Consider the following 13,477-nt stretch of genomic DNA (forward strand, 5'->3'; position numbering starts at 1 on the left):
ATGGCAGGGATCAAGACACGCAACGAAATCCGCTTCATCCTCAATGGCGAGGACGTCGCGCTCGGCACGATTGCACCCGACCAGACCCTGCTCGACTGGCTGCGGCTCGACCGCTCGCTGCGCGGCACCAAGGAAGGTTGCGCCGAGGGCGACTGTGGCGCCTGCACGGTGCTGGTCGGCAGGCTCTCCGGTGGAACACTGGTCTATGAAAGCGTCAATGCCTGCATCCGCTTCCTTGGCTCGCTAGACGGCACGCATGTCGTGACCGTCGAGCATCTGCGCGGCGACGCAGGAAAACTGCATCCCGTGCAGCAGGCCATGGTCGATTTCCACGGCTCGCAATGCGGCTTCTGCACACCGGGTTTCGTCATGTCGCTTTATGCTCTGTGGATGCGGGCGCCGGAGCCGTCGGACGCCGCCATCGAAAAGGCGCTGCAAGGCAATCTCTGCCGCTGCACCGGATACGAGGCGATCATGCGCGCGGCGCGCGCCATCTCCAGCTACCGCACGGCGGCAAAGGATCCGTTGGCGGCGGAGCGCAAGGCAGTCACGGCCAAGCTCGAAGCGATGAAGGACGGTTCGCGCATCGAGATCGGCTCCGGCAACAAGCGGCTGATCGTGCCGGCCAATGCCGACGATCTGGCCAGCGTACTCGTCAAGGAGCCGGGCGCCACTATCGTCGCGGGTTCGACCGATGTCGGCCTTTGGGTGACCAAGCACATGCGCGATATTGCGCCGGCGGTTTTCATCGGCAATCTCGATGGTCTGTGCGGGATTTCCGAGGACAAGGGCGTCATCTCGATCGGCGCCGGTGTCACCTATAGCGAAGCCTTCTCGACGCTGGCGAAACGCATCCCGGCGCTCGGCCCGCTGTTCGACCGCATCGGCGGCGATCAGGTGCGCAACATGGGCACCATCGGCGGCAATATCGCCAACGGTTCGCCGATCGGCGACACGCCGCCGCCGCTGATCGCACTCGGTGCCCGCCTGACGCTGCGCCGCGGCGACAAGCGGCGGACGATCCCGCTCGAGGAGTTTTTCATCGCCTATGGCCGACAGGACCGGCAGCCCGGCGAATTCGTCGAGGCCGTGCATGTTCCGGTGCCGGGCAGCGAGACGAAATTTGCCGTCTACAAGATCACCAAGCGCCGCGACGAAGACATCACAGCAGCGCTAGGCGCGTTTTTCCTGAAGCTCGCCGAGCATGGCACGGTGGCGGATGTGCGCATCGCCTATGGCGGCATGGCGGCAACGCCGAAGCGAGCCTTTGGCGTCGAAAAGGCATTGCTTGGCAAGCCCTGGACGGAAGCGACGGTCGAGGCGGCGATGGCCGCGTACGCCGGCGATTTCACGCCGCTGACCGACATGCGGGCAAGCGCCGAATACCGGGCGCTGGCGGCACGCAACCTGCTGCTGCGCTTCTTTGCCGAAACCACCGGCACCCGGGCGCCGATCCAGGTATCACGGCACGAGGCGGCATGATGAACAAGCACGCCACCCCCAACCTGAAGGCGCAAAAAATCGCCGGCGGCGTCGCCACCGACCAGCGCCATGATTCCGCGCACAAGCATGTCAGTGGCACGGCCGTCTATATCGACGACATGCCGGAACCGGCCGGCACGCTGCACGGCTGCCTTGGGCTTTCGACGGCGACGCATGCCACCATCACCAGCATGGACCTGTCGGCGGTGCGCGCCGCACCCGGCGTCATCGACGTGCTGACGGCGAGCGACGTGCCAGGCGAGAACGACATTTCGCCGACCGGCCGTCACGACGAGCCGGTGCTGGCCGACGGCAAGGTGCAATTCTTTGGCCAACCGATCTTCTGCGTCATTGCCGAAACCCGCGAGCAGGCGCGCCGTGCAACGAGGCTGGCCAAGGTCGAATACAAGGAATTGCCGTTCGTCGCCGATGTCGGTGAGCTCGATCCCCGGAAAGATAAGCTGGTCACGCCGCCGCTGACGCTGAGGCGCGGTGATGCAGCGGCTGCGATCAATGCGGCGCCGCGCCGGCTGAAGGGAAAAATGCGCATAGGCGGCCAGGAGCATTTCTATCTCGAAGGTCATATCGCCTTGGCCATCCCCGGCGAGGACCACGACGTCACCATCTATTCCTCGACCCAGCACCCGAGCGAAATCCAGCACATGGTCAGCCATGCGCTGGGTGTGCCGAGCCATGCGGTGACGGTGGAAATCCGCCGGATGGGCGGCGCTTTCGGCGGTAAGGAAACGCAAGGCAATCAGTTTGCGGCATTGGCCGCTATCGCCGCGAAGAAACATCATCGGGCCGTGAAAATCCGGCCTGACCGCGACGACGACATGATCGCCACCGGCAAACGCCACGATTTCCTCGTCGACTACGAGGTCGGCTTCGACGACGAAGGCAATATTCTGGGCGTAGATTTCATGTTCGCGGCGCGCTGCGGCTTCTCGGCCGACCTCTCCGGCCCGGTCACTGACCGCGCGCTGTTCCATTGCGACAACACCTATTTCTGGCCGGCGGTGCACGCGCAATCGGCGCCGCTCTACACCAATACGGTATCGAACACCGCCTTTCGCGGCTTCGGCGGCCCGCAAGGCATGGTCGGCGCCGAGCGCGTCATCGACGAAGTCGCGTTTGCCGTCGGCAAGGACCCGCTCGAAATCCGCAAGAAGAATTTCTACGGCACCAGCGACCGCAACATCACTCCCTACCACCAGACGGTCGAGGACAACATCATCCACCGCATCGTCGCCGAGCTGGAGGCGAGTTCCGACTATGCGAGGCGCCGCCGCACCATCGATGCTTTCAATGCCAACAGCCGCTTCATCAAGCGCGGACTGGCGCTGACGCCGGTCAAGTTCGGCATCTCGTTCACCGCCACCCATTACAACCAGGCCGGCGCGCTGGTGCATGTCTATACCGATGGTTCGGTGCATCTGAACCACGGCGGCACCGAGATGGGGCAGGGCCTCTATGTCAAGGTGGCGCAGGTTGTGGCGGAAGAGTTCCAGATCGACCTCGATCAGGTCAAGATCACCGCGACGACGACCGGCAAGGTGCCGAATACCTCGGCCACCGCCGCGTCTTCCGGCTCCGACCTCAACGGCATGGCGGCGCAGAATGCCGCCCGCCAGATCAAGGACCGGGTGACCAATTTTGCCGTCGAGAGATACCAGGTGCCGCGCGACCAGGTGCTGTTCCTGCCCAACCGCGTGCGCATCGGCAACCAGGAGATCGCCTTCGCCGATCTCGTCAGGCAGGCTTATATGGCGCGCATCCAGCTTTCGGCGGCGGGTTTCTACAAGACGCCGAAAATCCATTGGGACCGCGACAAGGGCGAGGGCCATCCCTTCTACTATTTCGCTTACGGCGCCGCGTGCTCGGAAGTGTCTGTCGACACGCTGACCGGCGAATATATCGTCGAGCGCACCGACATCCTGCACGAAACCGGCCGCTCGCTGAACCGCGCCATCGACCTCGGCCAGATCGAGGGCGGCTTCATCCAGGGCATGGGCTGGCTGACAACGGAGGAACTGTGGTGGGACGACAAGGGGCGGCTGCGCACCCATGCGCCATCGACCTACAAGATCCCGCTCGCGTCGGACCGGCCGAAGATTTTTAATGTGACTTTGGCCGACTGGGCGCAAGCAGGCGAGCCGACGGTGTACCGCTCCAAGGCGGTCGGCGAGCCGCCCTTTCCGCTCGCAATGTCGGTGCTGCATGCGCTGTCGGACGCAGTGGCGAGCGTTGCCAGCCACAAGATCTGCCCGCGCCTCGACCCGCCGGCCACGCCGGAGCGTGTGCTGATGGCGATCGAACGGCTGAAGCGCGAAGCCAAAACCGGCACTTGAATCCCGGAAAACGTGCAATTCAGGCCGAAAAACTCTATATTTCCCGATAGGGAACGCAAATGATGAACGCGAAAGTGCAGAGCCTGAAAGCCTTTCTTGCCGGCGCCGGCCGGGTCGCCTTCGTTGAGGTGGCCCGGACAAAAGGTTCGACGCCGCGCGAGACGGGTGCCTTCATGCTCGTCTCAGGATCGGCCACTTTCGGTACGATCGGCGGCGGCCAGCTCGAATACATGGCGATCGACAAAGCGCGACAGATGCTTTTCTCCCCCCTTGAGGGGGAGATGGCCGCGGAGCGGCCAGAGGGGGTCGTCTCAGAAGGTACCGCCAGCGCGTCGAGCACTGCCGCGGCGACCCCACCCGGCGGCTTCGCCGCCACCCTCCCCTCAAGGGGGAGGGATATCCGCGCCACCCTCGACATCGCGCTCGGCCCGGACATCGGGCAGTGCTGCGGCGGCAGGGTCGAGCTGCTGATCCAGCTGGTCGACCCCGCGCTTGAAGCCAAGCTGGTTGCGGCGGCGGAAACCGAGGAAGCGCAGCGACCGCATGTCTACATCCTCGGCGGCGGCCATGTCGGCCAGGCGCTGGCCTCCGCGATGGCCTTGCTGCCGGTGCATGTCGTCGTTGTCGAGACGCGAGCCGAGGCGCTCAAAGGCATGCCGGAAGCGGTCGAAACCAAGCTGACGCCGATGCCTGAGGCGATGGTGCGCGAAGCCCCGGCTGGATCCGCCTTCGTCGTCCTTACACATGACCACGCGCTGGACTTCCTGATCGTCGCCGAGGCTCTGAAACGCCGGGATGCCGCCTATGTCGGCATGATCGGCTCCAGAACCAAGAAGGCGACGTTCCGAAACTGGTTCCTGAAATCGGCGGACGGAAGCGAGGCGGAATTTGCCCACCTCGTCTCGCCGATCGGCGGCGATGCCGTTAAGGACAAGCGCCCGCAGGTGATCGCCGCACTCGCCGTAGCCGAGATTATGACAGCGTTGGCCGGCCATGCGGCGGCACCGTCCGCTCAGTCCAAAGCCCCTCACCGCAAGGCGATGGCTGGCTGACGTTTTGGCTATTCCTTCTCCTGCGTGTGCGCCTCAAGGAACCACAGCAATTTGTCGAGCGAGCGTGAATAGGCGGTGAAGATGTCGGCGGTGTCGGCGTCGCCCGCGCCAGCCGCTTCGTCGATCGCGGCGCGTGCCCGCTTGGCGGTCGCGGCATAGCGGTCGATCAGCGCCGCCAGATGGTCTCGGGTCTTGTGGATGTCGGTCGGATAGGCCTCCAGCATAGTCGCCTTCGACACCTCCTGCGAGGTGCCGAGCGCCGTGCCGCCGAGCTGTACGGCGCGCTCGGCAATGGTGTCGACATGGCCGTCGAGCTCCTCGCGGAACGTGTCGAGCATCTCGTGGATGGCGATGAATTGCGGTCCCTTGACGTTCCAGTGCGCCTGCTTGGTGATCAAGGCCAGATCGATGGCGTCGGCGAGGCGGGCATTGAGAAGATCGATACACTCTTTCTTGGCATTGGATTGCAGGTCATTGCGGGTGGCGATGGCATCCATGATCGGCTCCTATGGCGGTTGCGTCCGCGTGGTTTGAAAAGAGGGCGAAGTTTGGGATGGTCAATCGAATATGCGCGCAGACGCCCTCATCGCCGCGGCACAGCATCCCAAAACGGCGATCTCCGACTTTCGTTCCGCTCGTCGTTTACGCCGGCGTTTTCAAGCCCAGATGGTCGCGCAGAGTGCTGCCTTCATAATCCTTCCGGAAAAGCCCGCGCCGCTGCAGCTCTGGCACGACAAGCGTGGCAAAGGCTTCGAGTTCGCCGGGAAAATAGGATGGCATGACGTTGAAACCGTCTGCCGCGCCGCCCTCGAAGCGTGCCTCGAGCTGGTCGGCGATCTGGGCCGGAGTTCCGACGACGCGCCAATGACCGCGCGCGCCGGCGAAATGACGGGCAAGCTGGCGAATGGACAGCTTGTCGCGGCGGGATTGCTCGATGACGAGCGCCTGCCGGCTCTGCATGCCTTCGCTGGCCGGCAGCTCGGGCAGCGGTCCGTCGATGGGATAGCGCGCGAGATCGGATATGCTGAGATAGCTGGAAAGCAGCGCGACACCGATATCGTCCGGTATCAGCTCCTGCAGTTCGTCATGTTTTGCCCGGGCTTCCGCTTCGCTTGCCGCAACCACCGGCGCGACGCCAGGCATGATCTTGAGGTCGTCCGGCTCGCGCCCATAGGCCGCCAGCCGTCCCCTGAGGTCGTCGTAGAAAGCCTTCCCCTCCTCGAATGTCTGCGCCGCAGTGAACACCACATCGGCGGTCCGGGCGGCGAGATCGCGGCCTTCGTCCGACGCTCCCGCCTGAACCATGACCGGCGCACCTTGGGGCGAGCGCGGCAGATCGAGCGGGTCGCGCACCGAAAAGCTTCTGCCTTCGTGTCCGCCCTGGCCTTGCCAAAGGCCAGCAACCACGGCAGCGAATTCGCGCGCGCGTTCGTAGCGGTCGGCATGCGGGCGCAGACCGGTCGAGCCGAAATTGGCGGCCTCGATCTGGCTGGCGGAAGTGACAAGGTTCCAGCCGGCACGGCCGCCGCTCAGGTGGTCGAGCGACAGGAAGGTTCGCGCCAGCCCGTAAGGCTCGTTATAGCTCGTCGACGCCGTTGAGACGAGGCCGATGCGCTCCGTCTGCACCGCGAGCGCGGCAAGCAGGCTGATCGGCTCGAAGCCGATCGAGCGTGAGGTCTGGCTGGCGATATCGACATTGGCCTCACGCACGCCGGCGGCGTCCTCGCAGAAGATCATGTCGAACTTCGCCGCTTCCGCCGTCCGCGCCAGCTGGATGTAGTGATCGATGTCGATGCCGGCCGTGACATGCGCCTGCCGATGGCGCCAGGCGGCGATGTGGTGGCCTGTCGCCCACAGGAAGGCGCCGAGCTTCATCTGCCGTAGACCGGTACTCATTGCCGATCCTCCCCGGCAAGTCCGAGATGGGAGCGAAGTGTCGCCCCGCGGTAACCAGGCCTAACGAGGCCGCGGCGGCGAAGGCCCGGCAGCACGCAATCAACGAAATTGTCGAGCGCTACCATCCGCGGCATGAGAATGTTAAAACCGTCACAAGCTGTGGAGCGAAAGCACTCTTCGAGCCGATCCGCAAACATGTCCGGGGCGGCGGCTATTTCGGCAACCGCGACAACGTTCATCAGCACTTTCAGCGCCTCCGGCCTGCGCCCGAACGCAAGCGCACGGCGCTTCAGATCGTCAACCCAGTCGATCGATCGCTGGTCCCGCAGGACAACATCGGCGGTGCGGGCGGCAATATCCATGTCGGGCTCGGACAGGCCGGACATGACCAGCACCGGCGTGTCCTGCGGCGACCGCGCCACGTTGAGCGGCCCGCGCACGGAAAAATATTCGCCCTTGTGGTCGAGAAGGTGCATCTTCTCGGGATCGAAGAAGCGGCCGCCAACTTTGTCGAACAGCAGCGCGTCTGCGTCCCAGCCTTTCCACAAGCCTTGCACGATGCCGATGAATTCCTCGGCGCGCAGGCGGAAATCATCGCCGGAAAACCCTTCCTGTCGGCTGAAATTGGCGGCCTCGCGCGGGTCGGGCATCATGCTCGCGTTCCAGCCGGCGCGGCCATGGCTGATAATATCGAGCGAAGCGAAACGGCGCGCGAGATTATAGGGCTGGTGGGCGACCGTCGACGCTGCCGCGACGAGACCGATCCTGCTTGTCACCGTCGCCAGCGCTGCCAGCAAGGTCGTTGCTTCGAAGCGCATTTGCCGGTTCGGCCCGCCTGCAACCGGTGCGGAATCGCCCAGCAACACCATGTCCAGACCGGCCGCTTCGGCTTCTTGCACGAACCGCGTCAGCAGACTGAAGTCCGAGCCGGCGTCGGGCGGATGGGAAGGGGCGGCTTCCGGAGACAGTGAAACGGCGAGACACATTGTGGCGCCGTTGGCCATCGCTTTTCCCTGTTGAGCGAGATTCCTTGAGAATTATCTCGCCGGCTGGACGGAAAGCAACCGGCCAGCCGACGATCATTTGCCGGCCAGAATATCCCTGATCAGCCGCTGGCAGCGCTCGGCCATGAAATCGAGCAGCAGCCGCACCTTCGGATCCTGCAGCTTCTTGTGCGGGTAGACGGCGGCGAACTGCACCGGCGTCGGCGGCGTGTTGCTCAGGATCACCTTCAGCCGCTGGTCGCGGATAAACGGCTCGACCTCGAAGCGCGGCTTGTTGATGATGCCGCGGCCGGACAGCGCCCAGCCGGTCAGCACGTCGCCATCATCGGTATCGTAGGGGCCGTGCACCTCGAACTTTTGCGGCCCATTCGGCGTCTGCAGCGTCCAGACATATTCGCGCGCGCCGGAATAGCGCAGCATCAGGCAATCGTGTTTCTTGCCGATCAACTCCTGCGGCTCGGTCGGCTCGCCGCGCACGTCCAGATATTGCGGAGCCGCTACCAGCACGCGCTCGCAGTCCATGATGCCGCGCATCCTGAGGCTGGAATCCTCGATGATGCCCAGCCGGAACGCAACGTCGATGCCTTCCTTCATGATATCGACATTGTGATCGGAAAGCCGGAGCCGCACCTCGATATCTGGGTATCTGTCGTGGAAATCCGGGATTCCGGATGCTACCAGCCGCCGCCCGAGGCCGAGCGGCGCTGTCACCTTTATGGTGCCGCGCGGCTGGCCGGATAGCGCGCTGACCGCCGCTTCTGCCTCGGTGACCGCCTCCAGCACCTGCTTGGCGCCGGAGTAGAACACGGTGCCGTGCTCGGTCGGCATCAATTGTCGCGTCGTGCGGTTGAACAGCCTGACGCCCAGGTGCTTCTCGAGCTCCTTGATTCGGTTGGAAGCGACCGCCGGCGAAATGCGCATGTCGCGCCCAGCCGCCGACAAATTGCCGAGCTCGACGACGCGGACGAAAACGGCGATGTTGTCGAGATAGGCCATGCGGCTTCCGTGGCTCTCGTGTGGCTGCGTATGATCAGCCTAGTATTTTCCAATTTTTTTTGAAAGTCATCGTGCAGCTCGGCCCTTTCCGTTTGCGCTCCAGTCCGTAAAGTCAGTGGATCGGCAGGGACGATTTTTTCATGATGGATTTCGCGATATTCTGGGATTGGCTGAGTTTCGCCGTGCGCTGGCTGCACGTCGTCACCGGTATCGCCTGGATTGGATCGTCCTTTTATTTCGTCGCGCTCGATCTCGGGCTGCGCCAGCGTCCGGGCATGCCTGCCGGAGCCTTCGGCGAGGAATGGCAGGTGCATGGCGGCGGCTTTTACCATGTGCAGAAATATCTGGTGGCGCCGGCTGAGATGCCCGAGCATCTGACCTGGTTCAAGTGGGAATCCTACGCCACCTGGCTGTCGGGCTTCGCCATGCTGTGCGTCGTCTACTATGCCGGGGCGGACCTGTTCCTGATCGATCCGAATGTCCTTGCCATGTCGGTGCCTACAGGCATCTTGCTGTCGCTGGCGACGATCGGCGTCGGCTGGGTGATGTACGATCTCTTGTGCCGTTCGCCGCTCGGCAACAGCGACACCGGCCTGATGCTGGTGCTGTATGGGGTGCTGGTATTCATGGCCTGGGGACTGACCCACCTGTTCACCGGCCGCGCCGCCTTCCTGCATCTCGGCGCCATTACCGCGACTATCATGTCGGCCAACGTTTTCATGGTCATCATCCCAAACCAGAAGATCGTCGTCGCCGACCTGATCGCCGGCCGTAAGCCCGATCCGAAATACGGCAAGATCGCCAAACAGCGCTCGCTGCACAACAATTACCTGACGCTGCCGGTTTTGTTCCTGATGCTGTCGAACCATTATCCGCTGGCGTTCGGCACAGAGTTCAACTGGGTCATTGCCTCGCTGGTGTTCATCATCGGCGTGCTGATCCGGCACTATTTCAATACCAGGCACGCGCGCAAAGGCAATCCGACCTGGACCTGGCTGGCCGCCGCCGTCCTGTTTGTCGTCATCATCTGGCTGTCGACGGCACCGAAGCTGCTGACCGGCGAGGTCAAAACGTCCTCGGCGGCACAGGTCTACGTCGCCTCGGCGCATTTTCCCGCCGTGCGTGATACAGTGCTTGGCCGCTGTTCGATGTGCCATGCGGCGGAGCCGTCCTACGAGGGCATTTACCACGCGCCTAAGGGCGTGATGCTCGATACCGATGCCGGCATCGCCGAGCACGCCGGCGAGATCTACCTGCAGGCCGGACGCAGCCACGCCATGCCGCCCGCCAACGTCACCCAGATCACCGACAAGGAACGGGCACTGCTGGTAGCCTGGTTCGAAGGCGCGGGGAAATAGCATGACCAGCACGCTGCTGCGCGGCCGCACGCTGTCGTTTTTGCGCTGGCCAGAAACCATCGACGACCATTCCGCCTGGCGCTACGAGCAAGATGGCGGCCTGCTGATGCGCGACGGAAGGATCGTTGCCGCTGGCGCCTATGCCGAGGTCGAGAAAAAGGCGGGCGAGGGAACAAAAAAGATCGACCACAGGCCACATCTGCTGCTGCCCGGGTTCATCGATGCGCATGCACATTTTCCGCAGATGCAGGTCATCGCTTCCTTCGGCGCCGAACTGCTCGACTGGCTGAACACCTACACTTTTCCGGAAGAGACCAAATTCCAGAACGCCCAGCATGGCCGCCGTATCGCCAGGCTGTTCCTGGATGAAGTGTTGCGCCACGGCACCACGACAGTCGCGGCCTATTGCTCGGTACACAAGGAATCTGCCGAAGCGTTCTTTGCAGAGTCGCACGACCGCAACATGCTCAACATCGCCGGCAAGGTGATGATGGACCGCAACGCGCCGGACGGCGTGCTCGACACGCCGCAATCGGGCTATGACGACAGCAAGGCGTTGATCGATGAGTGGCACGGCAAGGGGCGCCAGCACTATGCCATCACGCCGCGCTTCGCCATCACCTCGTCGCCCGAGCAATTGGAGATGGCGGGCGCGCTCTGCCGCGAATATCCTGATCTGCACATGCAGACGCATCTGTCGGAAAACCACGCCGAGATCGCCTTCACGCAGCAATTATACCCGCAGACGCGGGACTACACCGACATCTACGAACACTATGGGCTGCTCGGGCGCAGAAGCCTGTTCGGCCATTGCATCCACCTGTCGGAGCGCGAGGCGGATGCGCTTTCGGATAGCGGCTCGGTGGCGGTGTTCTGCCCGACCTCCAACCTGTTTCTCGGCTCGGGCCTGTTCGATTATCAGCGCTATAGCCGCCGCGAGAAGCCGCTTCGCATCGCCGCAGCCACCGATGTCGGCGGTGGCACCAACTATTCGATGCTGCGCACCATGGACGAGGGCTACAAGGTGATCGCGCTGAACGGCGAGAAGCTCAATCCGTTCCAGTCCTTCTGGCAGCTGACCCGCGGTAATGCCGAGGCGCTGTCGCTTGCGGAAAAGATCGGCACCCTGGAGGAAGGCAGCGACGCCGATATCATCGTGCTCGACGCCCGCGCCACGCCGGCGATGCGGCTGCGGGTGGAGACGGCGGACACGCTCGCCGAGGAATTGTTTCTGCTGCAGACACTCGGCGACGACCGCGCCGTGCGCGAGGTCTATGTCGCCGGCCGGGCGGCCAAGGCGGATATAGCGGTTTAGCCGTCGTATGCGGCCGGCTTGACCGGGCGGCAGCCATCCGCCAAAGCAACAGGCGAGATCGACAGGGGAACGACATGGCCGTTGCGGACGACATCGCTCTGATCAAGAAACAGGAAGCCACGCTTGTCTTTTCGGCCTTCGACGAAGCCGTCGCTTTCGAGATCGGCTCGGCGATCCGCGACCGGGCTCTCAAGGAAAACCTGCCAATCATCGTCGATATCAGAACTTTCGACCGGCCGCTGTTCTATGCGGCAACGCCCGGCTCGAACGCCTCCAATCCGGACTGGGCGCGGCGCAAGATCAACGTCGTGCGGCGGTTCCTGAAAAGCACCTACCGCATGGTGCTGGAGCAGCAGCGCCCCGACCGCAGCTTCAAGCCCGGCGAAGGGCTGGACATTGCCGACTATGTGCTGGCCGGTGGCGGCTTTCCCATCACTGTCAAGGGCGCTGGCGTCATCGGCGTGATCGCCGTCTCCGGTCTACCGGAGCGCGAGGACCACGGAGTGGTCGTCGATACGCTGTGTAGCTACTTGGGCGTCGATAGCCAGGAGTTGGTCCTGCCGTCGGAAGCAACATCGTGACGTTGGCGCTGCCCCTCATCCGCCCGCCGGCACCTTCTCCCCGCGTAGTGACGGGGACAAGGGAAACGCTCCAACGCTGGCGATCCCCTCTTGCCGTCTCTCTGCGGGGAGAGGGTAACGGTGAGGGGCAGCGCAAACGCCGCAGAAGCTCGCACAGCGTCCGTGGTACCTCAGTATGACCGCGCTCGATCCCAAGTCCTTTCTCATTTCGATCTTCAACGCCGCCGTTGCCGCCGCCGATCCCCAGAGGACGATCAAGGATCATTTGCCGGCAAGGCCGAAGGGCCGGACCATCGTCATCGGTGCCGGAAAAGGCTCGGCGCAGATGGCGGCGGCTTTCGAGAAAGTGTGGGACCGGCCGATCGAAGGGCTGGTCGTCACCCGCTACGGCTATGGCGCGGCCTGCCGGCGCATCGAGATCATCGAGGCGGCGCATCCGGTGCCGGATGCCGCGGGGCTAGAAGCTTCACGGCGGCTGCTCGAAAAGGTCCAGGGACTGACTGCGGACGACCTCGTCGTGGCGCTCATTTCGGGCGGCGGCTCGGCGCTGCTGCCGTCACCTGCCGAAGGTCTGACGCTGGCCGATGAGATCGCCGTCAACGAGGCGCTGCTCGCCTCCGGCGCGCCGATCGCCGCGATGAACACCATCCGTAAACATGTTTCCACGATCAAGGGCGGCAGGCTGGCGGCCGCTGCCTATCCAGCCAAGGTGGTGTCGCTGGTGGTCTCCGACATTCCGGGCGATAACCCCGCGCTGGTCGCTTCCGGCCCGACCGTTCCCGATTCCGGCAGCCGCGAAGATGCATTAGCGTCGATCGCCGCCTATGACATGAAACTACCGGCTTCAGTGATGGCGCACATCAATTCGCCCGCCGCCGATGCACCGCGCGTCGATGATCCGCGTTTTTCGCGCAACGAGGTACATCTGATCGCCTCGGCCGGCGTATCGCTGGAAGCGGCTGCGGCCGAAGCCAGGTACCAAGGTATCGAAGCGGTCATTCTCTCCGATTCCATCGAGGGCGAGGCGCGTGAGGTCGGCGGCGTCCACGCTGCAATCGCGCGCGAAGTGGCGACGCGCAACCGGCCATTCGCAAAACCGGTGCTGATCCTGTCGGGCGGCGAGACGACCGTGACCTTGCGCGCGAAAGGCAAAGGCGGCCGCAACTCGGAATTCCTGCTCGCCTTCGCCATTGGGATCAGCGGCCTGGCGGGCGTCCACGCACTGGCCGCCGACACCGACGGCATAGACGGTTCGGAAGACAATGCCGGCGCCTTCGCCGACGGCTCGACAGTGTCGCGGATGCATAAGGCGGGCATCGATGCCAAGGCCATGCTTGCCGGCAACAACGCCTGGACGGCATTCAATGCCGTAGATGACCTTTTCGTACCCGGTCCGACCGGCACAAACGTCAACGATCTCAGGGCGATATTGATCAAATAGC

General features: G+C 63.7%; 11 protein-coding genes. 7 read left to right on the forward strand and 4 right to left on the reverse strand.

The annotated features are described in order from the left end of the window. The 3 genes from xdhA to xdhC all read left to right on the forward strand — a co-directional run bounded on the left by xdhA (position 1) and on the right by xdhC (position 4,885). Positions 1 to 1,482, forward strand: coding sequence for a xanthine dehydrogenase small subunit (gene xdhA / locus NKH28_RS01115; protein ID WP_352919186.1), 1,482 nt, complete (start codon positions 1 to 3; stop codon positions 1,480 to 1,482). Continuing rightward, positions 1,482 to 3,833, forward strand: coding sequence for a xanthine dehydrogenase molybdopterin binding subunit (xdhB, locus tag NKH28_RS01120; RefSeq protein ID WP_352977770.1), 2,352 nt, complete (start codon positions 1,482 to 1,484; stop codon positions 3,831 to 3,833). The genes xdhA and xdhB overlap by 1 nt, the downstream gene beginning before the upstream one ends. A gap of 62 nt (positions 3,834 to 3,895) precedes the next feature. Further along, positions 3,896 to 4,885 (forward strand): xanthine dehydrogenase accessory protein XdhC, encoded by a 990-nt coding sequence (gene xdhC / locus NKH28_RS01125; RefSeq protein WP_352470170.1) that lies wholly within the window; start codon positions 3,896 to 3,898, stop codon positions 4,883 to 4,885. 8 nt (positions 4,886 to 4,893) lie between these two features. Here xdhC and dps read toward each other — a convergent pair whose 3' ends face one another. The 4 genes from dps to NKH28_RS01145 form a co-directional block, all read right to left on the reverse strand. Then, complete coding sequence (dps, locus tag NKH28_RS01130) at positions 4,894 to 5,382, reverse strand: DNA starvation/stationary phase protection protein Dps (RefSeq protein ID WP_352469859.1); 489 nt, start codon at positions 5,380 to 5,382, stop codon at positions 4,894 to 4,896. A 145-nt stretch (positions 5,383 to 5,527) separates the two neighbouring features. Next, entirely contained in the window at positions 5,528 to 6,781 is a 1,254-nt protein-coding gene (locus tag NKH28_RS01135) for an LLM class flavin-dependent oxidoreductase (RefSeq protein WP_352919188.1), read from the reverse strand. Further along, positions 6,778 to 7,785, reverse strand: a complete 1,008-nt coding sequence (locus tag NKH28_RS01140; protein ID WP_352919191.1) for an LLM class flavin-dependent oxidoreductase — start codon at positions 7,783 to 7,785, stop codon at positions 6,778 to 6,780. The genes NKH28_RS01135 and NKH28_RS01140 overlap by 4 nt, the downstream gene beginning before the upstream one ends. Positions 7,786 to 7,860: 75 nt before the next feature. Beyond that, on the reverse strand, positions 7,861 to 8,781 hold the full coding sequence (locus tag NKH28_RS01145; protein WP_352452229.1) for a LysR family transcriptional regulator: 921 nt from the start codon (positions 8,779 to 8,781) through the stop codon (positions 7,861 to 7,863). A gap of 140 nt (positions 8,782 to 8,921) precedes the next feature. Between NKH28_RS01145 and NKH28_RS01150 the strand changes: the two genes are divergently transcribed. The 4 genes from NKH28_RS01150 (at position 8,922) to NKH28_RS01165 (ending at position 13,476) form a co-directional block, all read left to right on the forward strand. After that, a complete protein-coding gene (locus NKH28_RS01150) occupies positions 8,922 to 10,139 on the forward strand; it encodes a urate hydroxylase PuuD (protein WP_352919195.1) in 1,218 nt (405 codons plus the stop codon). Position 10,140: 1 nt separating this feature from the next. Further along, positions 10,141 to 11,454, forward strand: a complete 1,314-nt coding sequence (guaD, locus tag NKH28_RS01155; RefSeq protein ID WP_352830253.1) for a guanine deaminase — start codon at positions 10,141 to 10,143, stop codon at positions 11,452 to 11,454. A 74-nt stretch (positions 11,455 to 11,528) separates the two neighbouring features. After that, positions 11,529 to 12,035, forward strand: a complete 507-nt coding sequence (locus tag NKH28_RS01160; protein ID WP_352919198.1) for a heme-degrading domain-containing protein — start codon at positions 11,529 to 11,531, stop codon at positions 12,033 to 12,035. Positions 12,036 to 12,210: 175 nt separating this feature from the next. Continuing rightward, on the forward strand, positions 12,211 to 13,476 hold the full coding sequence (locus NKH28_RS01165; RefSeq protein ID WP_352919201.1) for a glycerate kinase type-2 family protein: 1,266 nt from the start codon (positions 12,211 to 12,213) through the stop codon (positions 13,474 to 13,476). Position 13,477: the final 1 nt, after the last annotated feature.

This window comes from Mesorhizobium sp. M1227, from assembly GCF_040318315.1.
GTDB lineage: Bacteria > Pseudomonadota > Alphaproteobacteria > Rhizobiales > Rhizobiaceae > Mesorhizobium.

Excerpts from the sequence above, each read along its gene's own strand:
- xdhA (WP_352919186.1), top strand. The coding sequence starts at position 1 with ATGGCAGGGATCAAGACACGCAACGAAATCCGCTTCATCCTCAATGGC.
- xdhB (WP_352977770.1), top strand. The coding sequence starts at position 1,482 with ATGAACAAGCACGCCACCCCCAACCTGAAGGCGCAAAAAATCGCCGGC.
- xdhC (WP_352470170.1), top strand. The coding sequence starts at position 3,896 with ATGAACGCGAAAGTGCAGAGCCTGAAAGCCTTTCTTGCCGGCGCCGGC.
- dps (WP_352469859.1), bottom strand. The coding sequence starts at position 5,382 with ATGGATGCCATCGCCACCCGCAATGACCTGCAATCCAATGCCAAGAAA.
- NKH28_RS01135 (WP_352919188.1), bottom strand. The coding sequence starts at position 6,781 with ATGAGTACCGGTCTACGGCAGATGAAGCTCGGCGCCTTCCTGTGGGCG.
- NKH28_RS01140 (WP_352919191.1), bottom strand. The coding sequence starts at position 7,785 with ATGGCCAACGGCGCCACAATGTGTCTCGCCGTTTCACTGTCTCCGGAA.
- NKH28_RS01145 (WP_352452229.1), bottom strand. The coding sequence starts at position 8,781 with ATGGCCTATCTCGACAACATCGCCGTTTTCGTCCGCGTCGTCGAGCTC.
- NKH28_RS01150 (WP_352919195.1), top strand. The coding sequence starts at position 8,922 with ATGATGGATTTCGCGATATTCTGGGATTGGCTGAGTTTCGCCGTGCGC.
- guaD (WP_352830253.1), top strand. The coding sequence starts at position 10,141 with ATGACCAGCACGCTGCTGCGCGGCCGCACGCTGTCGTTTTTGCGCTGG.
- NKH28_RS01160 (WP_352919198.1), top strand. The coding sequence starts at position 11,529 with ATGGCCGTTGCGGACGACATCGCTCTGATCAAGAAACAGGAAGCCACG.
- NKH28_RS01165 (WP_352919201.1), top strand. The coding sequence starts at position 12,211 with ATGACCGCGCTCGATCCCAAGTCCTTTCTCATTTCGATCTTCAACGCC.